The sequence below is a fragment of the Nocardia barduliensis genome, from assembly GCF_013315795.1.
Classification (GTDB): domain Bacteria; phylum Actinomycetota; class Actinomycetes; order Mycobacteriales; family Mycobacteriaceae; genus Nocardia; species Nocardia barduliensis.
The window spans coordinates 45,427-65,950 of the sequence record NZ_JABLTE010000020.1 but is presented as its reverse complement, the minus strand read 5'-3'; the positions used below and the strand labels follow the sequence as shown (position 1 = coordinate 65,950).

The 20,524-nt window shown below is 64.7% G+C and carries 25 protein-coding genes; 18 read left to right on the top strand and 7 right to left on the bottom strand.

The features are described from left to right. Positions 1-9: 9 nt before the first annotated feature. Together HOV91_RS11680 and HOV91_RS11675 are read right to left on the bottom strand one after the other, a co-directional pair. Positions 10-1,053 (bottom strand): tyrosine-type recombinase/integrase, encoded by a 1,044-nt coding sequence (locus tag HOV91_RS11680; RefSeq protein ID WP_174185409.1) that lies wholly within the window; start codon positions 1,051-1,053, stop codon positions 10-12. After that, positions 1,050-1,385, bottom strand: a complete 336-nt coding sequence (locus tag HOV91_RS11675) for an AbrB/MazE/SpoVT family DNA-binding domain-containing protein (protein WP_083888028.1) — start codon at positions 1,383-1,385, stop codon at positions 1,050-1,052. Before HOV91_RS11675 ends, HOV91_RS11680 begins: the two co-directional genes overlap by 4 nt. Positions 1,386-2,138: 753 nt before the next feature. Here HOV91_RS11675 and HOV91_RS11670 point away from each other — a divergent pair. After that, positions 2,139-2,750, top strand: coding sequence for a DUF6907 domain-containing protein (locus HOV91_RS11670; RefSeq protein ID WP_425295284.1), 612 nt, complete (start codon positions 2,139-2,141; stop codon positions 2,748-2,750). A 194-nt stretch (positions 2,751-2,944) separates the two neighbouring features. After that, positions 2,945-3,166 (top strand): dihydrofolate reductase family protein, encoded by a 222-nt coding sequence (locus HOV91_RS11665; protein ID WP_043737176.1) that lies wholly within the window; start codon positions 2,945-2,947, stop codon positions 3,164-3,166. A gap of 277 nt (positions 3,167-3,443) precedes the next feature. Here the strand turns inward: HOV91_RS11665 and HOV91_RS11660 are convergent, their stop codons facing one another. Both HOV91_RS11660 and HOV91_RS11655 read right to left on the bottom strand, forming a co-directional pair. Then, positions 3,444-3,809: a hypothetical protein gene (locus HOV91_RS11660; protein ID WP_157227668.1), complete on the bottom strand. Its 366-nt coding sequence runs from the start codon at positions 3,807-3,809 to the stop codon at positions 3,444-3,446. A gap of 33 nt (positions 3,810-3,842) precedes the next feature. Then, entirely contained in the window at positions 3,843-5,213 is a 1,371-nt protein-coding gene (locus HOV91_RS11655) for an NsdA family TPR-like regulatory protein (protein WP_043737182.1), read from the bottom strand. Positions 5,214-5,527: 314 nt separating this feature from the next. Between HOV91_RS11655 and HOV91_RS11650 the strand changes: the two genes are divergently transcribed. Genes HOV91_RS11650 through HOV91_RS11610 form a run of 9 tightly spaced genes read left to right on the top strand, consistent with a single transcriptional unit; the run spans position 5,528 to position 13,361 of the window. Then, positions 5,528-6,523, top strand: coding sequence for an NAD-dependent epimerase/dehydratase family protein (locus HOV91_RS11650; RefSeq protein WP_063711428.1), 996 nt, complete (start codon positions 5,528-5,530; stop codon positions 6,521-6,523). Between the two features lie 32 nt (positions 6,524-6,555). Beyond that, the gene (locus tag HOV91_RS11645; protein ID WP_043737184.1) at positions 6,556-7,536 is read left to right on the top strand and encodes a phosphoenolpyruvate carboxykinase (ATP); all 981 of its coding nucleotides are present in this window, start codon (positions 6,556-6,558) and stop codon (positions 7,534-7,536) included. Further along, positions 7,533-8,480 carry a glycosyltransferase family 2 protein gene (locus tag HOV91_RS11640; RefSeq protein WP_051047317.1) on the top strand — a complete coding sequence of 316 codons (948 nt, stop codon included), beginning with the start codon at positions 7,533-7,535 and terminating at the stop codon, positions 8,478-8,480. The genes HOV91_RS11645 and HOV91_RS11640 overlap by 4 nt, the downstream gene beginning before the upstream one ends. Beyond that, positions 8,461-9,330 (top strand): phosphotransferase, encoded by an 870-nt coding sequence (locus HOV91_RS11635; RefSeq protein WP_051047318.1) that lies wholly within the window; start codon positions 8,461-8,463, stop codon positions 9,328-9,330. The genes HOV91_RS11640 and HOV91_RS11635 overlap by 20 nt, the downstream gene beginning before the upstream one ends. Next, positions 9,330-10,472, top strand: coding sequence for a glycosyltransferase family 4 protein (locus tag HOV91_RS11630; protein ID WP_043737185.1), 1,143 nt, complete (start codon positions 9,330-9,332; stop codon positions 10,470-10,472). The genes HOV91_RS11635 and HOV91_RS11630 overlap by 1 nt, the downstream gene beginning before the upstream one ends. Beyond that, positions 10,457-11,593, top strand: a complete 1,137-nt coding sequence (locus HOV91_RS11625; protein ID WP_043737187.1) for a glycosyltransferase family 4 protein — start codon at positions 10,457-10,459, stop codon at positions 11,591-11,593. Before HOV91_RS11630 ends, HOV91_RS11625 begins: the two co-directional genes overlap by 16 nt. Then, positions 11,590-12,315: a histidine phosphatase family protein gene (locus HOV91_RS11620; RefSeq protein ID WP_051047319.1), complete on the top strand. Its 726-nt coding sequence runs from the start codon at positions 11,590-11,592 to the stop codon at positions 12,313-12,315. The genes HOV91_RS11625 and HOV91_RS11620 overlap by 4 nt, the downstream gene beginning before the upstream one ends. Positions 12,316-12,375: 60 nt before the next feature. After that, positions 12,376-12,855 (top strand): GNAT family N-acetyltransferase, encoded by a 480-nt coding sequence (locus HOV91_RS11615; RefSeq protein WP_043737190.1) that lies wholly within the window; start codon positions 12,376-12,378, stop codon positions 12,853-12,855. A gap of 59 nt (positions 12,856-12,914) precedes the next feature. After that, positions 12,915-13,361, top strand: a complete 447-nt coding sequence (locus HOV91_RS11610; RefSeq protein WP_043737192.1) for an NUDIX domain-containing protein — start codon at positions 12,915-12,917, stop codon at positions 13,359-13,361. 222 nt (positions 13,362-13,583) lie between these two features. Here the strand turns inward: HOV91_RS11610 and HOV91_RS11605 are convergent, their stop codons facing one another. From HOV91_RS11605 to HOV91_RS11595, 3 genes are all read right to left on the bottom strand, one after another. Continuing rightward, positions 13,584-14,486 carry a GNAT family N-acetyltransferase gene (locus tag HOV91_RS11605; RefSeq protein ID WP_083888031.1) on the bottom strand — a complete coding sequence of 301 codons (903 nt, stop codon included), beginning with the start codon at positions 14,484-14,486 and terminating at the stop codon, positions 13,584-13,586. 107 nt (positions 14,487-14,593) lie between these two features. Then, positions 14,594-15,028: an NUDIX hydrolase gene (locus tag HOV91_RS11600; protein ID WP_043737195.1), complete on the bottom strand. Its 435-nt coding sequence runs from the start codon at positions 15,026-15,028 to the stop codon at positions 14,594-14,596. 67 nt (positions 15,029-15,095) lie between these two features. Beyond that, complete coding sequence (locus HOV91_RS11595) at positions 15,096-15,638, bottom strand: GNAT family N-acetyltransferase (protein WP_051047320.1); 543 nt, start codon at positions 15,636-15,638, stop codon at positions 15,096-15,098. A 360-nt stretch (positions 15,639-15,998) separates the two neighbouring features. Here HOV91_RS11595 and HOV91_RS11590 point away from each other — a divergent pair, with 360 nt between their 5' ends. From HOV91_RS11590 to HOV91_RS11560, 7 genes are all read left to right on the top strand, one after another. Further along, complete coding sequence (locus HOV91_RS11590) at positions 15,999-16,319, top strand: WXG100 family type VII secretion target (RefSeq protein ID WP_043737199.1); 321 nt, start codon at positions 15,999-16,001, stop codon at positions 16,317-16,319. After that, a complete protein-coding gene (locus HOV91_RS11585) occupies positions 16,316-16,612 on the top strand; it encodes a WXG100 family type VII secretion target (protein WP_043737202.1) in 297 nt (98 codons plus the stop codon). Before HOV91_RS11590 ends, HOV91_RS11585 begins: the two co-directional genes overlap by 4 nt. Beyond that, positions 16,612-18,033, top strand: coding sequence for a WXG100-like domain-containing protein (locus tag HOV91_RS11580; protein WP_043737204.1), 1,422 nt, complete (start codon positions 16,612-16,614; stop codon positions 18,031-18,033). The genes HOV91_RS11585 and HOV91_RS11580 overlap by 1 nt, the downstream gene beginning before the upstream one ends. Next, the gene (locus tag HOV91_RS11575) at positions 18,034-18,447 is read left to right on the top strand and encodes an ankyrin repeat domain-containing protein (RefSeq protein WP_051047321.1); all 414 of its coding nucleotides are present in this window, start codon (positions 18,034-18,036) and stop codon (positions 18,445-18,447) included. A gap of 35 nt (positions 18,448-18,482) precedes the next feature. Further along, on the top strand, positions 18,483-18,893 hold the full coding sequence (locus HOV91_RS11570) for a YbaB/EbfC family nucleoid-associated protein (RefSeq protein ID WP_157227673.1): 411 nt from the start codon (positions 18,483-18,485) through the stop codon (positions 18,891-18,893). Positions 18,894-19,237: 344 nt separating this feature from the next. Continuing rightward, complete coding sequence (locus HOV91_RS11565; protein ID WP_157227675.1) at positions 19,238-19,825, top strand: hypothetical protein; 588 nt, start codon at positions 19,238-19,240, stop codon at positions 19,823-19,825. Further along, positions 19,822-20,202, top strand: a complete 381-nt coding sequence (locus HOV91_RS11560) for a hypothetical protein (RefSeq protein ID WP_157227677.1) — start codon at positions 19,822-19,824, stop codon at positions 20,200-20,202. The genes HOV91_RS11565 and HOV91_RS11560 overlap by 4 nt, the downstream gene beginning before the upstream one ends. Positions 20,203-20,524: the final 322 nt, after the last annotated feature.

Below are 20,524 nucleotides of genomic sequence, written 5' to 3'. Positions count from 1 at the left end.
CGAACTCGGTCAGAATATGCCTCCGAATGGCAGGTCGGTCAGTGTGTCGTCGGGTGTGGCGAGTGGGTGTGGTTCGTCAGTGAGTTCGGCGACGGCGGTGGCGATTTCGGTGATGGTTGCTTGGACGTAGGTGAGGGTGGCGCCGTCTTGTCCGGTGGGTTCGGCGTGGGCGGCGAATGCACGGGCGATGGCGTATCCGTAGTGGCGTTCGATCCAGGTGAGGGTGGTGTGGCGTAGCCAGTGGGTGGTGATCTGGTGGGTGGTGATCCAGGGCAGGTGGCGGCCGAGGCGTTCCCAGAGGTGGTCGTAGCGGCGGCGGGTGATGGGGCGCCCATATCGGTATCGCAGAAGTTGCTGGCTGGGGTCGTCTCCACGACTGCCGTGGTGGAGCAGGCGAGTGGTGAGGGTGGGGGATATCGGTTGCCAGTGGATGGTGCCGCCTTTTCCGAACAGTCGTATCTGGGAGTGGTCGGGATCGATGTCTTCTGGTCGTAGGCGCAGGGCGCTGCCGGTGCGGCAGGCTGTCTCGAGGTGCAGGCGTAGTAGGAGGGTGTCGAGGTCGGGGTCGTCGCCGGTGGTGGCGGCGACGTGGTTGATCTGGGTGAGCTGGCGGGCGGACAGCGCGCGGCGGGAGCTGCGCTGGCGGCGTGGTTTGTCCAGTGCCGCAGCGGGGTTTCGGGAGGCGGGTATGTATTGGCTGGCAACGGCGTGGCGGTAGAGGCGCCGGATCGCGCCGACCATGTGTTCGGCGGCGCTGCGGCCTTCCCGGCTGTTGCGGCGCACGATCGCGTGGCGTCGTGTGTGCTCGACGAGTTGCTGGAGTTCCAGGCCGGTGGGGTCGGCGATGCTGCGGTCGGGCCAGCGGCTGCTGAGTTTTTGCCAGTAGGGCAGGTAGGTTCGTCGGGCGCCGGCCGGAGCGGCGTCGACTACTTGGGGAACGTACTCACCGAAGGTCGGGATGGTCACGTGGGTAGGCGCGGTCAGCAGATCCTCGGGGCGAACATCGAGGCGCTGCAACAGCAGACGCGCGGCCTCGAGGTCGGCGCTGTTCATGCGGCACCGACTATCTCGGCCACCATGGTGGACAGGGCGTCCTGGACGAGTGGTGCCGGAATGATCGCCAGAAGGCCGTCGGCTGGCAAGGCGAGAACCACGACCGGGTTGCCCGGTCGGAGTCCGGTGGCCCGCAACACTTGGGCGGGAAGCCATATCTGGCCGAGTGCCCCGATCTTGAACCGTGAAGTGCCCGCGTAAGTACCGCGGATGGCTATGACGTGCCCATGTACTGAATAGGCGATGGGATGTCCGGGCGGCCAGCCCATCGCAGCGAAACTACGCCGAGCCGACAAACGCGCGCGATCGTTGAGGATCGACACAGCGATCATCGAGATCGTTGACTGCTGCCGAAGAGTTGGTGGCTGCCCCACAGGGGAGGGAAGGGGTAGACCCTGCGAGTGTCGTGCTGTAGGCATGGACTTTCTTCCTTTGTCCAGCCTGCTGATCCTCCAATGCCATGGAACCAGATTTTCAGCGATCACGCCATATCTGGTACTGCGGATACGAAATGGACCTCGTGCGCTAACGACGATCGTTGCGCGGCTGGATTCGGAACACTCACATTGCGTCGCGGAGCGGGTCCGCAAGGTCCACCGACAAGTGCTGCGCCGCGAAAGTGCCGAACGCGCTCGATCCGCCGAACACTCCGTACAAGTGGCTTGTCGGCGCCCGCCTGCGCGCACCGTGGCCGGACCTGGCCGCGGCGCTGCTGACCGCCGAGCTCGCCCGCCCGGTGGGAACGTTTCTGGGAGTCGTGCGAGCGGGGTCGCAATGGCGTGCTCCTGGACATCGCGGTGCCGGTCGGGGTCGGGGATCAGACGGCCGCGTTCCTCGAGGAACTGGGCTGCTAGCGGGTCCATACGCCTGGTGGGAGTGCGTGCGTTCTGCCGCGGATCGGACCAGCTGCTCTGGGTTGGGCCGCTACGCCCCAGGCTTACGTCGTGTCCTGAATGCTCAATACGGAGCGGTCCTGTCGCAATACCGGTTGACGTAACCGCCCGGATGTCCCGCCCGCCTAGTCAGTCACCATGTCAGAGCGTTACAGTTGAGTCTGTCGGGCGCGGCACGGATGTCGGCTATGAGTGTGGGGAGTCGTTGTGGCCGTGAATTTTTCATGCCCGCCCTGGTGTGAATCGCACCAGGGGCGGGATATGAATAATCCCAGCGTTGGCATTGTCCATTATGGACCGGAATTGGTGCTCGAAATCGCCGAAGTGGTAGTTATCGGCGTTGTCCGTCGTATATCGATGCGAGTCAGTGCTCGCGATCATGGCGAATCACGCAGGTGTGTGATCGAAATGGTAGATCCGCACGGAGTCGGCTTGGAATTGACCGCCGATGAAGCTCGGCGGGTAGTGCAGATGCTGATCGACGCCGCGGACCTGCGGCTGACTGCCTCCGACGGAGAGTGCCCCCCATGGTGTCTGGAGCACACAGACCCCGACCCGGACGATCCTGACGATGAGCGCGAGCACCGAGGTCCGTTCCAAGCGATGGTCGTCGCCGGTACATACGAGCCCAGCGTCGCGATCGGGGTGCGAGTGCGCGCATTCGACGAGGAATACGCGCGCCGGGTCTCGCTGGAGATGCTGGTGCAATCGGTCTCTACCGAGCTGTTGGCGGCGGAAGCGTGCAAGATCTCGGCACACCTGCTCCACTGCGTAGATCTGGCCGAGTTGGTGGAAGTCGCATAGGAAGCATGGGCGCTACTCGGCCTCCACGTGGCTGTCCTGGTGCAGGCACCGGACTGCCATGAGCCAGCTCGTCATCCCGTTCTCGTCGACGAGTCGATCATCGGGGTCGAAGACGAGATAGAAACGGATGTCGCTTCGCGAGTGTTCTTCGATGTAGCCAGTCGGGCCGTTGGAGTCGACTCGATATCGGTGATATGTACCTGTTCGAACCCGGTGAGATCTACGCCCGAGCACTCGATGACCTCGCCGCCGAGGAATTGTTGATTACCCGTGTCGACACGACGTTCGACCGCGATACCTTCTTGCCGCTGCCTGCGCAGTACACGCGAGTCGAGTCACAGCCCGCGACCTACGGCGACTACCGGGTCGAACACGACACTTACAGATTATCAACCGGTCTGGAGAAAACCCTGTAGCTGTGAACGCACGATCCCACGCAGCGACGCGAACACCGAGCACATCTGGAATCGGTGGTCTTGGAGTTGTCGACGGGTTGGCCCCCTCGGCGATGACCTGTACCAGGTCTGAATCGTGGGTGCCGGCGACAATCGCGCAGACGAAGCACGGGCTCGCCTGTACGCGGCGCTCGTAGTCCCCGATATCGAACGGAATTCAAGGACCACTGGTCGATCACACCCGAAGGTGCGCTCGAACGCCTGAAAACACCGCGACAGCCGTAGTCCTACGTTGTGATCAGGCTCCCTGCAGTAGCGTCGGTTGTTGCTGGCTGGCGTTGGCAAAGAGTTTGATTACCGGTGCCTGCCAGTGGGGGCGGGTCGCGGCGAGTTCGGCTGCTTTGCCTCCGGCTGCGGTGAGGAGCGCGGCGGTTTCGTCGCGCAGGCGGCGGATCTCGGTTTGGACGGCCTCGATTGCTTCGTCTTTGGAGCCGTACATGTCGTCGAGGGCGTGTACCGCGGGGCCTTCGCCGATTTCGCCGACCCAGCCGTGGCCGGCGGGCCAGACGCGTCCGGTGGTCATGCGTTCGGCATCGGGAATGCCCTGGATACCGAGATACCGTGCTGTATCGACGATTTCGGACACTATTGTCGTTTCGCTCACGTCGAGCATCCTTTCAGGTCGGCGCGTGTGCGCTCATACGGAGGCTGCCAGGGTCCGTGCTTCGGTGTGGATGGTGCGTGTGATGTCGTCGCTTGGGCCGGTGTTGGCGGCGCGTGCGAGTAGTTGCAGGTCGCTGCCGAGACGTGCTGAGCGGACACCGCTGGCGAGATCGAGTGCTGTGCGGGCGGCTTCCTTGGCCCCGGTCAGATCGCGTTCAAGATACAGCAGTGTGGCCAGCCTGGCCGCGGTAATCGCTTTGCTGCGTGCCCGCTGGTCGGGGTAGAGCCTGACCGCCGCAGCGAGTTGGTCGACCAGGTCCGCGGATGCGTTGCTGGGAACTGCCTTGCGTGAGCGGTCGCCCTCGGGCAGCAGGTGTGTGACGACAAGATCGAACTGTGCACCAGCGAGGTCGCCGCCGAGTTTCGCTGGTGTGTAGTAGTGCATCCATGCCGGGTCATCGGCAATGGTGTCGGGTGCATAGGTATCCTGCGCGAGTTGGGCGTAGCGCTGGAAGGCATCGGCGTCACCGGCGCGGCCGTATGCCATTGCTTTGACGGTGTTCAGCATTGAGATGGTGTTGGGGGTCAGCGCGTCGACGCCGGTTTGAGCCAGCCGTACAAGGTCGAGCGCGCCATCGATATTGCCTGCGTGGATCTCCTGCCGCGCGAAGCCGGTGGCGACGTGGGCACGCATGCCCAGATCGCCGGATTCGCGAGCAATACGTAGCCCGAGAATGAACAGCTCGCGTGCGTCGGCGTGCAGTCCTGCATCGAAGGTCGCCCAGGCTGCTGAGTCGGCGAGTTCGGCGACGGTTGCCGCCAGCTGTGCACGCACAGCGGGTGTGGAGGAACCGTCGAGCAGGGCCAGTCCCCATCGGAGTTCACCTAGCAGCAGGTGCCGGGTGGCGCCGCCGCCGGATTGGCGGTCCCACACGGCCAGCGCGTCGGCGGTGGCTTGCAGTTGCCGGATGTCGCCGGAACGGACTGTGGCTGGGACTCTGCTGCGGTCGGCGGCGTCGATGATCATTGTGGCCGGTTGCTCCAGCTGGGCACCGAAGGCAACCGCCGCGGCGAGCGCAATGAAATCTCGGCGGTGCGAGGTCTCCACCCCCTTCGAGGAGTCGTCGCCGTCTGTGACGGATTCGCCTGTGAGCGTAGATGCTTGCTTGTGACTGCTGGCGACAAGCCGTTCGAACTCTCTCCGAGCGCGTGGATCCGCCGTGTTCAACGCGCTGCGCAAAAGATTCTGCGTTGCTGGGCGAAGTGTGACCGCGGCACGGCGTTTGCGCCAGTCCGCCACGGTGGTGACGTCGACGTCGAGTAGCGCAGCGAACCCGCGCACGGACTTTCCGAGCGCTTCTTGCAGAGCGACGGCCTCGGCGCCGGTCCAGGTGCGGATTACCACAACGATCCCCCTCGCGATTGCCGCCGTATCACGGTATCCGAACAGTGTCCCAACAGCGCGGCGAATCCCAACGGATCCCAACAGCTATCCCATTCCAGCGCAGTAGTTTTCGCGAGATCGTCGAAGTCAGCACTCGGCGCCGGGTTGTTGCAAGGGCAACGCCGACCGCCGGACAGGCACGACGAGTCGGCGGCGAAAGCCCCCCGCGCCGGGTGTATCGACTACGGAGGTTTGTCGTGTACTCGAACCAGCTAGCACAGACGAACAGACAGTCATCCGGAACTCTCCGCGGACCGGCGGCTGCGTGGGAAGCCATGCCCTCGCACTCCATCAGAGATCGCCAGCTCGCTGGGGTACGGATTGTCGTCACTGGTGGTGCAGGTTTCGTTGGCGGCAATGTCACCGCCGCTTTGCTGCTGTCCGGTGCCGACGTCAAGGTCATCGATGATCTGTCGACCGGGCGCATAGAGCGGCTTGCCAGGGCGCGGACGCTCGGGTTCAGCGACGGCGATTTGTGTGTGGCGGATGTTCGCAGCTACGACTGCGCTGAGGCTATCCGGGGTTGGCAGCCCCAGGTGCTGGTGCATCTGGCCGGACAGTCGAGCCTGCCATCGGCGATTCGCTCGCCGCTCCGGGATGCGGATATCAATATCCGGGGCAGCGTCAACGTACTGGAGGCGTGCCGGGCTGTGGGCGTGGAACGAGTTGTTTATGCGGCCAGCGCCGCGATCTACGGCCAGGTGCCGGCCGAGCAGTTGCCGGTTACCGAGGGGACACTGATCGCGCCGAGCTCACCGTACGGATTGAGCAAAGCCACCGCGCTGCGCTACCTGGAATTGTTCCACCGCGACCACGGCCTACCGTACGTCGCGCTGGCTATCAGCAACGTCTACGGCCCCGGACAGACTGCACCGGCCTGCGGCGTCATTCCGCAGCTGGTGCGCGATTTCGTGGATGGTCGGCCGATTCGGATCACCGGAGACGGACAGCAGACCCGCGATTTCGTTCACGTCGGCGATGTCGCCGACGCGGTCGTCCTGGCGTGTTGGGCGGACTGCGTCGGACTGGTGAATATTGCCTCTGGTCGGGAAACCAGCGTCGCCGAGGTGGTCGAGCAGGTGTGCAGGATAACCGGCACCCAGGTTGCGCGGCAGTTCGTGCCTGCTGTGTTCGGCGAGGCCCGCCGCATGGTGATGGACGCTGGCCGGGCCCACCGCGTGCTTGGCTGGCAATCACGGGTTTTGCTTGCCGACGGCATCGCTGAGGTCGTTGCCGACGTCCAGCGCCGCCGGGCGGAGGTCGCCGGATGACACCACCCATATACGCCTGCCAGCTCGGGCCGGTGACGGCGGGACTGGTCACCAACGACGACGTCGTGTTGACCTACCTTGCGAACTTCTATCGGATTGGCCACCTCGGTCCGGCACCGCGAGACTGGATTGTGGAAGCGATGGTTGGCGCACCATCACCCTGCATGGCGGTCAACGAGTGGGGCGTCGCGCACTGCAGCGACGCCAACGAACGACGGGCCCGTCTGAATTGCCCGGATCCGGTGAGACTTGCCGTGAGCGCCCGCAAGGCGATCCGGGAAGTGCTGGTCGACTATTGCGAGCAGCGCCGCTACACGATGCTGCACGCCTCCGCGGTCGCCGACGACGACACGGTGATCATCATTGTTGGCGACAAGGGGAGCGGAAAGACAACCTTGGCGATGAAAGCGGTGCTTTCCCAGGGTATGCGGTATCTGTCCAATGACCACCTGATCGTCTACCCTGCTGAGGACGGCCCGGCCCCGGTAACGCAGCTGAGGTTGACCTCGCTACCGAGTCCGATCCCGGTGAAGATCGGCACGTACCTGGATCTCGAACCGCAACTGCCCGCCCCATGGGACAGCGGCGACGTCCGCGTTGACGCCTACCGGAGCGTGGCGCGCGAGCAGCTCTACCGACTCGACCACCGGATCTACTACACATTCCCGCGCCTGGGCCAACAGAACCCGATCGTCGTGGACCTCCACGATCGCGGTTGCGGCCCGGCGGTCATCGTAGTGCTGGCCGGCTACCGCAGCGGCGCGGCTGGGCCTGTTGCTGTCGAGGAACCGATCGCCGCACTGATGCCGCATGTGCGCAGGGACTGGCCGTTCGATCCGAATCTCAACCAGCACTACTTGCCGCGGCGCGAACGCGGCCTCTTCGACTACGAGCACGACGCCCGGAACCTGGTCACCGCATTGGCCGATCGTGCCACCGTCATCGGCTGGCACCACAGCGGGGACCCCGCCGACCTGATCCAGTACTGCCGAACGAAAGCGAGCAAGCCATGACACCGACGCCTTTGGTGAGCGTGGTCATTCCCACCTTCAACCGCCCGGAACAGCTCGCTGCGGCCCTGGCCAGCGTCGCCGCACAAAACGCCGTCCCCGGGCCGATGGAGGCCATCGTCGTCAACGACGGCGGAACCGACGTGCGCGCCGTGATCGACAGCGCCCGCGACCGCGGCCTGGCCGTACGGTTGATCGACCTTCCGGCCAACCGGGGCCTGCCGTCCGCTCGAAACGTCGGAATCGACACTGCCCGAGGCGAGTTCCTGGCACTACTCGACGATGACGACGTGTATCTCCCCGATCATCTCGCCACGATGCTCACCGCGATCGATCACGAGCACACCGACGCCGCCTACGGGATCTGCCACACCAGCACCACGTGGATCGACCCGAGCATGCCACTGGAGCTGCCCGCCTACCGGTCGTTGCCGTTCGACGCGGACCTTCTGGCAGTGGCGAACTTCATCCCCGTGCACACCGCGGTGTTCCGGATGCCGCCACCAGCCGCACGCTACGACACGACCCTTCCGGCGCTGGAGGACTGGGACATGTGGTTGCGGCTGGTCCGTGAGCACGGCTACCGGTTCCATCACGTGCCGCAACCCACGGTGATCTACCACCGCATTCCCGACAGCGGCAGCATGTGCGCTACCACAGTTTCCGCCACGGCGGGCCTGGCCGGGTTCGGTCGGCTTGTTCAGCGCATCTGGTCCCGCTGGCCGGCCACCACAACCGAATCGGCGCGGTTCCGCCTCTATATCGCTGTCTTGTACTGGAATGCTTTGACCGTCCTCACCGAAGGGCGTCGACTGGCGGAGGATTACTTCCAGTGCTGTGTCGCCGACCTGGCCGCGGCCTGGCACGGCGACGAGCCCGAAAACGACCTGCCCGCCCGCATCATCACCACAATCGAGGACGGAAGCCGTGCCGACACTGCCGCATGACCTCGTCACCGCCACCCAGAATGCCGGAATCCGCATCGACACGGTGCTTCAGCAGACTGGCAAGACACTGCTCGCCGCGGGCAGCTTCGCCGGTCGGCGCGTGGCCGTGAAATGCCTGCTCGGCACCGACCCGTTCTGGGCCGGGAAATGGCGGCACGAACTCGAGGTGTACGAGGTTTTCGCGCACTCCGCGCCGCCCGTGCCAGTGCCGCAGCTGGTCTACACCGATCACACCCGGCTCATGGCACTGGAATGGATGAACGGGCAGCGCCTCGACGACGACCGCTACCCGCAGCGGTCACTCGCCGACACGGAGATCGACGCGGTGCTGGGCACAGTCGAGGCTCTGAACCGATGGCAGCCACCCGCCGGGGCGTTCGATGTGATCTTCGACTACCGAGATCGGATCGGCCGCTATCATGCCCGCGGCTATCTCACCGACACCGACCGCGACGCCTTGCTGCGCCTGGTCGACCGTGCCGGTGCTGTTGATCAGCTCAATCACGGAGACCCGTTGGCCAGCAACATCCTCCTCCGCGAGGAGGCCCCCGCTGTCCTGTTGGATTGGGAATTCACCGGACTGTTCCTGCCCGGATTCGACCTGGCAATGCTGCACGCTCAGCTCGGCGCCGCCACTGCAGAACTTCGGGCTCGCATCGACACCGCGGTCACCGCCGCGGGGATCGAGGTACCGTTCGTCGTCAATCTTGCGACCGTGCTCACCCGGGAAATGCGCATCCACCGGGAGCTGCCGGAAGGGCCGGTACGCGAAACGCGGCTTCGGGTCATCGACTCGGCGTGGCAGCAGACGCGAGAGCGTATGCACGCCATCGCTATGCGGGGTGTCTGATGCACATCGCCATGGTCCACCGCGATCTGCACCAACGTACCCGCGGTGGCATCTGCGCCATCTACCGGTCGCTTGCTACCCACATGACCGCCCGTGGCCATACCGTCACCCTGATCACCCAGCAATCCCCGCACCCGGTGACGGTGGACGGTGCCCGGGTAGTCACCCTTCCACGCACCGAAAACATGACCGCGCACCGGGCATCCGTCGCCGCCGTCCTCGACCGCATCCGCCCCGACGTGATCGACTGCTCCACCTGGGAAGCCGAAACGCTGACCTACTTGCACCAGCTACCCGAGTATCGGGCGCCGGTCCTCGTTCGTGGGGAATTCAGCGCCCGCACCCTCGGCGCCGACGACCTCGCCGCCGCTGAGCATGAGCTCGTGCACCTCGCCGACCGCGTGATCGCCGTCAGCCACTACGCCTCCCGCGACCTCGCCGATGCCTACCACATCGAGACACCCGTCGTGATCCACAACGGAATCGACCGCGACCGCTTCACCCCCGGGCCAGCCACCTGGCCCAACAGCGGACTACGCATCCATCTGGACCGCGACGGGCAGCCGAGCGACCCGGAGCCCATCCCCGCTTTGCTGGCCTCCACCTCGCCGCTACCGCCGTTCACCGCCGATCCACGTCACCGCCAGCGTCTGGTATGGGTCGGCAAGATCACCCCGATGAAAGGGTGGGACCGGCTCGAACAGATCGCCGCACGCCTCCACGACATCGCGGTGATCACTGTGGTGCTCGGACACTCCCGTGCCTTCTGCCCAGTCAGCGAGCACGCCCGCCACCTCGTCGTTGTCCACGACCTCGACGACGCCGACATGCCCGTCGTCTACCGCAGCGCCGACTGGCTGCTGTCGACCTCCCGCTGGGAAGGATTCGGACTCGCCATCGCCGAAGCACTCGCCTGCGGCACCCCCGTGCTCCTACCCGACACGCTCGGCACCGCCCCGGAACTCCTCGCCGCCGGAGGCGGATACACCTACCGCGACCCCAGCGACCTCATCGACATCCTCGCCGCCTGCCCCCCGCCCGTATCGACGCTGCCCACGACCTTCGACTGGGAAATCAACACCACCGCCACCCTCGCTCACTACCAGCAACTGATCGGTGCACGGCCATGCGCATACTCCTGATCGGCCCCACCGGCGGACACGGCAGCATCCCGCCCTACCTCGCGGTCCTCAGCACCGCGCTGCGCGCACTGGGAGCCCATGTCGACCGCATCGGCGGCACCGGCGTCCCCTACGACCCCCACCGTGGTGCGTTCTGGACGGTCGAGCGCATCCTCGCCGCCGCCGAACAACTCCTCACCACGGTCGATCTCGACACCTATGACGTCATCAGCCTCCACTACGGCAACCTCGAAATCGAACAGCTCCTACCGCACCTATGGGCACGACGCCGCAAAAGACCACCCGCCGTCCATCACGTCCACTGCCTCGCACCGACGCTGTTCTCCACCCACGCACCCGACATGGCGTTGCATGCGGTCGTCGAGCAGGCCCCTGCAAGCATGAACGGGTTCGTATTCTTCGGCAACTACGCACGATCCCGCTTCACCCGGCGCCACAACCTCAGCGCCCCCTCCACGACCAGCTGGCTACCGACCACCATCCCACCAGGCACCACCGCCCGCCCCAGCCCGGCACTCGAAACAGCACTCCACACTGCAGACGACGGCGTGACTGCGAGCCTTTACGGCTATGCCGCACCCTGGAAGGACCCCCGCGGTCTCCTCGCCGCCTGCGCGCAGACACGCAAGATGTGCAAAATCATTCTCGCAGGACCATTTTGGGACGATCCCAACCAAGCCGGCATCGACCTGACCCGCGAGACACGCACAAGCGTCCAACACGGCGCCGCACACGTCACGGTTGTGCCGACCTACTGCAACGCCCAACACCGGATGGCGCTCGTCGGACATTCCGACTTCGCACTGTTCCCCTATCAGAACCAATCCACGTTCCAAGGCAGCGGCGCCATCGCCGACTACCTCGCCCACGCCGTCCCTGTTCTGGCCACCGACATCGCCAACATGGCCGAACTCGTCGACGACACCGGCATCCTCATCGAACCCCACAACCCCGCCACCCTCGCCGCCGCGATCGACCGGCTCAGCGCCGACAGACGGTACCGACACTCACTGGCACGCCGAGCACGCCAACGTGCACACCAGTTCACCGCAGCACACCACGCCCGAACATGCTTGCAGCTCTACGAGAAGGTCATCGCAAGAAGAGCGACCCGACAATGACCAGCCCACACCCCACCACCGAACTGCTCATCGCCCGCCACGGCGAAGCCCACTGCAACACCGCCTCGATCATCGGCGGCCCCACCGGATGCCGCGGCCTCACCCAGCGCGGACGCCACCAAGCCCAGCTCCTCGCCGAGCATCTCAGGCAACACCAATCACACCACCCGATACACGCCATCTACACCACCCCGCTGCGACGCACCCGCGAAACCGCGGCCATCATCGCAACCGCCCTCGACATCGAACTGGAGATCGTGACCGAGCTCGCCGAACAACACCACGGCACCGCCGACGGCAGGCCCTGGCGCGATGTCGTCACAGAGTTCGGCAAGATCCCCGCACACCACCCCAACCAACCACTCGCCCCCGACGGAGAAACCTGGACTGAATACCTCCACCGATCCCGCAACGCGCTCACCCAAATCCTCGCCCGTCACACCGGTAAGCGGATCCTCATCGTCGGACACGGGGATACCGTTGATGCCGCCTTCCACCACTTCTTCGACCTACCGACCACCAGCAGGGCGACCGCCACAATCGCCATGTATCACGCGAGCCTCACCGTCTGGCGACAGCAACCAACCTCCTGGATCAACCCCACGGCCGGACTCCGATGGGCACTGCTCACTCACAACGACACACGACATCTCACCGACACGCCCAAACCACACCCAGCGACGGCTACACCACAACCGAAACCCAGTTGCGCCGAAACGTAGCTGCGTGGTCCGAAGCGGCATCTGCCGGTCAGCGGACCCAACTCCTTTCAAGGAGCACCTGTGATCGTCACGCCCCTCCAGCCCGAACACGTGAGCGAAGTCCATCAGCTCATCGAACTCGGGCAGCCCTTTATCCGTGCGCGCACCCTGTCCGACTACTGGCTGTACGCGAAGCTGTTCTCCTCGACCTGCCCGATCGCGATCAGGGAAGACAACACCATCATGGGAGCGGTGGTCGCGTTCCGAAGCCAAGACGACCCCACAGACATCTACGTCCAGGATGTCATCACCCACCCGCAGCACCGGCGAAGTGGCATCGCTCGAGCGCTTCTGCACAGCGTGCGATCACAGGCCGAGAAGTGGGACTGCGAGCGCTTGTATCTGACATCAGAAACCGACAACCACGCAGCGCACGCCTGTTGGACAGCTCTCGGCTTCGTCAACGTGCCCGGCGACCACGAGGTTAACGGCATATCCGTCATCACCGACTTCAAAGGACCAGGCCGGAGCCGTGCTGTGTACGAACTTCTCCTGACCTGAATGGGAACCAGAGAGTTGCTTTCGCGGCCACGCCGACGATCAGCTCACGGAAGGACAGCATGGACAGCAACACCACTGAACCGTTCCAGATTCAAGTCACCGCACGCGCTCTGGTCGCCAAAGGCGAGGATCTGCTGCTGGTGTCCGATGACGGCCGAATCTGGTACACACCCGGAGGTCGCCTGCAACCCGGTGAGTCGTTGCATGACTGCATCCGCCGCGAGGTCCACGAGGAAACCGGACTCCACGTGACCGCCGGTGAGCTGGTACACGTCTTCGAATACTGGGAAGAAAAGCACCACCGCCACAAGGTCGAGTGCTACTTTCTAACGTGTCTGGCGTCCGGTGAGCTCGATCAGGATTGGGCCGACCTTGACGGGCCGGTGGAGCATATGCGGTTCTTCAGCCCGCAGCAGATGCAGACCGAGGAGCATATCTATCCGCAGTTCCTGAGGAAGGGCCAGTGGCGCACTGGCGGGGACATCTATGTGGGCTTCGAACGGTAAACGCCAATGCCGACCGGGCCGGTGCTCTGTGCGGTCCGGTAGTGGGCAAAGGGCGCCGGTGAGAAAGCATCCCAGCACACGGAGCATAGCCCAACCGCGGGAGGCCCTTACTCAGTCAACGTGATGGCCGGGGCAAAGCACCCGCCGTAGATACGGGATGGCGCGGTCCGCCGAATTGACGGGGCGACGAGAAATCAACCCGAGGTATGCACTCCGTCACCGTCAACCATCCACGCGATCTGTTGTGCCCGAAAGCGATTTGTCCGCAACGGGTGTGCCCTGGTGGAAGTACATTCGCCAGCCGTCGTCGGTTCGCCGCCACAGCGAACTGCGTAGCGATTTCTGGCCGTCGCGTTCTGCGATGTAGGTGACATGCGCGAGGTCGGGGCTGAGCAGTTGTCCGCGGATCTGGGTGGCAGCCGTCGTGGTGGGTGGTTCGGCGGCGAGGGCGGCGATGATCGAGTCGCGGTCCCATCTGCGGCCTGACGCACCGAACTCTATGAAGCTCGGGGCGAGGAACACGGCCAACGCCTGCGGAGACGCCCGAACCGCCGGGTCCAGCAGGCGCATCTCGGCATCAATGACCTGTCGCACGGTGTCGTCGGCCGGTGCTGCCGCCACGAGCTCGTCCGGTAGTAGCGGAGAGCTGATCGTCAACACGCGTGACATCTCGATCTCGAACCGGTCCGGCCAGTCGATGCAGCGTTTCCGTTTGCCTGTGTTGGTGAATCCGTTTCTACGGTAGAAAGCGTGGGCTGTGTGGTTGTGTTCGAGCGCCCACAGCCGTATCTGGTGGTGCCGACCGGTGATGGCCCAGTCGATCACGGCGGCCAGCAGCCGGTCCGACAGCCCGGTCCCTCGATGGGCAGGCGCCACCCACATGGACACGACGGCCGGTAGATCGTCTTCGATCATGCCGCCGACCGACCCGACTGCTGTCCCGTCTGTGGTCTCGGCAATGAACAACACCCTGCCGTGCATCCATTGACGCCACTGCCGTTCGCTCCATCGGGACGCCAGATCGAAGGTGGACCCGAATGTTCCGGGTGGTGTCTCCCTGAGCGCGTCGAGCCGCACGGTGCGGGCGAGGGTCCATTCGTCCGGTTGGAGTTGGCGCACGATCATGCGCTGATCCTGCGGGGACTGGCTGTCGACGGCAACGCATTATCCTGATCGAACCCGTGAGCGAACTAGGTTCGGTGTGCGGTTGGCGACGGGTTGGGGGTGCTCTCTCAGTCGTACAACCGGGCGAGGAGCGCGCCCTGGCCCGATTGCAGGACATGGGCGGCTTCGAGTGGGATCCAGAAGCATTCGAACCGCGTCGGCTCTGATTCGCCGTCGTGGTCTTCCTGGCTTGCCCATCGGTCCGGGGCGTCCTCGCACAGTTTCAGCGAGAAGAAGTGCCGATGCTGGATCTCGAACCGGTACGGGCTGATGTCGTAGTCGGCTTCCCCGAGCTTGCGCACGATCTCGAACTCCGAGAGCCCGGTCTCCTCCCGCGCCTCTCGTAGGGCTGCACTCTCCGGGGTCTCCCCGGCCCGGATACTCCCAGCGGGAACCTGGATACCGACTTCCTCCCAGGAGAACTCGGGGTGCCGGAACACCAACAGCTTGCCGTCACAGACGACGTACACGACGACCTTCTCAGTGATGGCCTTCTCAGGCATCGAGCGCAATCCCTCCCTCCGAATCGACAAGTCGTGGCGAAGCAGGAAACCGCGCCGGACGGGCAGCTCAATCTATCCAGTACCGGCGATTCAGAATGCCATCCGTACATGGTTCAACCGATTCGAGGACGCCGCCGCAGGATTCGATGATGCGCCGAGAGGCGAGGTTGGTGTCATGGCAGGTGATGAGTATCCGATCGATGCCGATCGCGCGGGCGATGGTGAGGCTGTGGCGGAGGATGGCGGTGCCGTAGCCGCGGCGTCGATAGTGTGCCAGGACTGCGTAGCCGATGTGACCGCCTCGTCGGCGTAGTGCGTCGTTGAGGGTGTGCCGGATGGACGCGCGGCCGACGATCCGGTCGTCGACGGTGGCGACCAGGTAGGTGGCCGCGACGATACCGTCGGGCAGATTGATCCCCTGGCGGTAGTCCTCCAGCATCGACAGATACTGCGGCCATGTCATGGCCGGTGTGAGCCCCAACGCGAAGGGGAATCCGTCGTCGTCGGCCATGGCCTCATGCGCCGCGCGGACCACCTGTTCATCCGACACGCGCAACGGCCGCAGCCGCACCGCATCGAGAATGGGCGAGGTCCGGGGAGCATTTGACATGGCCCGCACCGTAGCCAGCGAAACTACCGTCGTCGACGGATTTTCAGCCGCGATCCGCTCGTGCCGACTTGGAGTGGCACGCATGCTCCGCCGAGCGACACATCAGTCCCCAAATGTCTGCGTCCAAGGCAAGGCGGTGTGTCTTGTCCTGGAGCAGGGTCGGTCGGTGGCCGAGGTGGCGTGCAGTCCCCAATAACCTTCTTGGCGGCTTGCTTCGCGGGTTTCGCGCGTACAGGTTGTGCCGACTTGTGACCGCCGGTTGGTATCCGGTGAGCCGAGGTCGTGCACGATCATGTCCGATAGCCTGGATGGCGAGTTCGGTTGGTGGAAGGACGTTTTCTGCTTTTAGGGGGTGGCGGTGTGTCCGGTGAGCTCCAGGTTGAGGTCGACCGGTTGCGGGAGGCAGCGCGATTCGTGTCGGGGAAAGCCCAGGCCATCAGGGATGAGCTGAAGCGGCTCGATGACACTATCGGCAAGGAACTCCTCGCTGACGGCTGGCAAGGCAAGGCGGCCAGCGCGTATGACGAGTCATGGGTGGAGTGGAAACACGGCGCCGAGACGGTGATCGCTGCGCTGGAGGAATCCGCCACAAGCCTCGCTGAAGCCGCCAACCGCTACGAGAACCGCGACACGACCACCCAGCAGGCGATCACAGGGTTGACCGGATTGGACCTCCCGTGACAGACAGCGGTCGCTACCGCGTCGATCTAGAGCAGCTCGATGCCGCGGTCGACACGATGCAGAAGTTCGGCCGCACGGTCGAAGACTGGCTGGGCGAGGTCGACCGCCACATCGCCGACTTGCACCTGACGTGGACCAGCGACGCGGCGACCGCGCAAAGGACCGCGCACGACAAGTGGGTCACCGGTGTGAACGAGATGCGCGAGAACCTCGATGAACTACGGGAGGTCGCGAAGAAGGCGCACCAGAACTACACCGCTGCGATCGAGGCCAACACCCGGATGTGGCCGTAATGTCGCCGCCGGTTGTGCAGGTGGATCCGCAAGGCTTCACCAAGGCCGCCGAGGTCTACGAAGGCGTGCACAACGCGTTGATCTACGGCGTCGACACGCTGACGAAGATACTGGGCCAGTCCGGCGGCAGCGCGGGTTCGGACAACGCCGGCCGGGCATGGAGCAACGACTACGACCCGGCCGCGTGGGACACCGTCGACGCGCTGGGCGAACTCGCCCTCGCGGTGGGACAGATGCACGACCTGCTGCAGTTCACCGCCGCCAACCACGCCAACGCGAACTCGCAATCCACGCCGGAACCGAACCCGAACGACCTCGTTTTCCCGCCAGGGACGCTGAAGGTCTACCAGCCGCCCGAACCCCCAGCCGTCTACGGTGGCCATGACCCGGAGCCGACCGGGTGGGACTGGGTCAAAGGCGCGGTCCAGGGTGAACTGTGGCCGAATGGGCACCCCGACGTGCTGCGAAAGATCGCCGCGGCGTGGCGGACCATGGCCAACGCCCTGCGTATCGCGGCCGGTCCATTGCCGAACGCACGGCAGTTGATCGAGGCACAGCAAAGCCCGGAAACACCCCAAGCGCTCGAGCAGGCCGACATCGTCAAGGGCCAGTTCGACGCCTTGGCCACCGTGTGTGATGAACTCGCGAAATCCTGTGACTCGTACGCGAGTTCGGTGGAACAGACCAAGAACACGATCAAGCGTGCGCTCATCGAACTCATCGCGATCGTCGCTGTGGACCAAGCGTTCGGGTGGATCGCCGCACCGTTCACCGGTGGCGGGTCGGCGGCCGCCGCGCAGGGCGGAATGGCGATCGCGATCGGCATCTACGGCGCCCGCATAGCTGCGGTCATTCGCGCGCTGATCGGTCTCGCGGAGGCGTCCCGCGTCCCGGTCGCGGTGTCGCAGGCCGTTGCCCGTGGCAGCGAGGCATTGATCCCGCTGATCCGGGCGCGCCCAGCCCTGGCCGGCGCCGACGGTGTCGTCGCGCCCGGACCGTTCACGACATTCGCCAACCTCCGCCGCCCGCACCTGACCCAGCAGACCAGAGACACGATCATCGCCAGAACACGAACCTGGGGACGGCCCGGCGAGAAAGAAGACTTCTACGTCGTCGAATCCGAACCGAACGTCAAGGTACCGATCAACAAGTCCTATGACGACAAACCCTGGGTGCAGCAGCTACCCAAGACCGAGGACGGCAAATACTACGTCGACGCGGCCAACAGATCGTTGTATCCAGTGAACCCGAAGTGGGAATTCGGCCACAATAGCGGCTTTGAGCACCGGCGGCTGCTGGCCGATGCCCAAAGCCGCGGCTTGACCCAGAAAGAGTTCGACGACTACGTCAACAGCCATCCCGAGCGGTTCCACATCGAAGACATGACCGGAAACAGAAGCCACAGACGGGAGCAGAAGTAGATGACCGAACCGGACGAATGGGGCCGAACCCCTCTGCATTACGCCGCGATGGAGGGCCAGGTCGATGCCGTCGCGCGTCTGCTCGACACCGAGGACGTCAACGCTCGCGACAACGAGGGATGGACGCCGTTGCACTTCGCATCCCAGTACGGGTTCACCGAGATCGTCCAACAGCTACTCGACGCGGGCGCCGACATCAACGCCTTGACCGAGAAAGGGATGCCGCCGATCTACTGGGCGATCATGTCCTCCAGCGGAGATCGAATCGGCACGGTGCGCCTCCTGCGCGCGCGGGGCGCCGACCCGACGAAGTCGACGATCAAAGGGTACTTCGGAACCCAAAGCCCCCTGGACGTGCTGCGGGAAGTCCGCAACGACCCCGCCATGCAGGCCGAATTCGCGGACCTGCTGTGAGCGAACCCCCAGACCTCGACGCCACACTCGAGGAAATGAAAACCAAAGCCAACCAGGTCAAGTCGGCCCTGTCCCGCATACGCGGCATCGGTATAGCAGGCAACGGCGCCATCACAGCGATCGTCGATTCGGCCGGACACCTGCGCGACCTGAAACTCACCCGGGACGCACACCGGTGGGGAGATCGGCTGGCGAGCCTCATCCTGCAGGCGACCGCCGCTGCCGAAAAGGACGCCGCCGCGAAGGCTGGGAAGGTGATGGGTCCACTCATCCACGACGAACGTGTCGAAGCCGGAATCAAAACGATTCGCGAAACCTTCAGACAAGCCGAACCCAGGACGAAGCCCCCGACGCCGAGGACCGAAGAAGAGATCCAGGCCGCTGACGACGCCTACTTCGAACGCATGAACGACAAGGCTGGAACCGCTGAATCTGACCGCATATAACCTCCTCCCGGCCAGCCTGGTGCTGCTGCATTCTGATCTGATCGCAGGTCGCTCGCCTTCAGCAGCCGCTGGCGCATCACACCTGACCAGCTGCGACGGAACATGGCTACACGAACCCGGTGAAGGTGGGCCGTTCTGCGGACCAGGGACGGTAAGCTGACGGCGGAGTGTCAGGACGCGCACGCGCTCCACCTTTTTCGCCGGAGTCACCCCGCCCACGCTGGTTCGGTGACAGTGACGGCCAAGGTCCTCCCCGGGGCCCGCGGTAGCTCGTTTCCCTGTTCGCATGATCTTTCGTCGCAGGCAGGGTGGCGTGGGCACCGCTGCCGGAACTGGACGAGGGCATGCCCAAGAACAGCAGCGCGCGCCGTCGGCGCCGGGCTCACCGCATCGCCGTCGAGGAAGGCGTGAAGTACACCGAAGCCTTGCGTCGCGGCGATGAACGCGCCAAGCAAGCGCGCGCCGACGAACAGGCAGAGCACGATTCGTTCCTGAGACCGGTGAAGGTCGAGATCGACGGTGTCAGACGCTATTTCCGACGTGAGGATGCCGAGCAACTCAGCCGCGACGGGTTGGCCGACCCAGTCGAGAAAGATGTTGTTGCCGCAGTGGATGTGCTGTTACCGCAGGTGCGTGCACTACTGTCAGCCAGGTTACGGCCGGTGACCGTGACCGGGCCGGACGGGCAGCCGCACAGGGTAGTGCCATGCGCGGCCGAACACCGCGAGAACTTCCGCGACACGGTGCAGAAGGTGATCAAGGACCTAGAGCGTGTGCGAGAGGACGCCGAGATCGCCTGGGTCGAATCGGCGACCGTGGCCGCTGCCTACTACGCGGTGGATCTGAAATTGAGTGGTCTGCGTCGGATCACCGACGGGCACTGCGTGATCGGGTCGAGTCGGCGGTGGAAGCGGCCGAGGTGCTGTCGATGACGGCAGAGGCCACGCACAGTCGAGGGTGCATGCTCGGAGCGGGCGAAAACCGGTCCCGGCGGGGCTGGGGATACTCGCCGTGCGCCGCCGGTGACGTGCGGGTGCGCGTAAGGATCTTCGATGACGACACCATCGTTACCGCCCCGGGGTGTCCTCGCCACGCCGCCGAGGAAATCGTGCACTGGGACTACTTCGTCGAGATGGGTGACTCCGCGGTCGAGGTCATGGGCGGGACGGACGATGATCTCGACATCATCTACGACCTCGCTGCCGAACTCCGCCGTGAACGCAAACGGATCCAGCGAGAACGGGAAGAGAACAACGTCGGGTCATACACCCTGCCGTCGCCTCCATGGATGAGTCGCCAGGACTGGTGATCACCGACGAATAGGAGCTGGCCGTCCTGCGGTCGGTGTCGGCGCGAACGGCAAGGTAGGCGGCCCGGCTAGTTTGAGCCAGCCGTTCCCAGGCGTGCGGTGGTCAGGCAAACGACGAACAGGTCACTGACCACCGCGGGCCGCAGGTCGGCGGCAGGCTTGTCAATCAGGATGGCCGACGCTGTCGACGCCGCGGGTCGGCGGTGAATGGCGGTAGCGCCGAGCCGGAGGCCAGCAAAAGCCGATATCGACACCGATCGCTCAGCTGCCCGCTGGGGTCCTGCAGGACCCGTAGTCTGCTACACGTGCCCGACCCCGGATA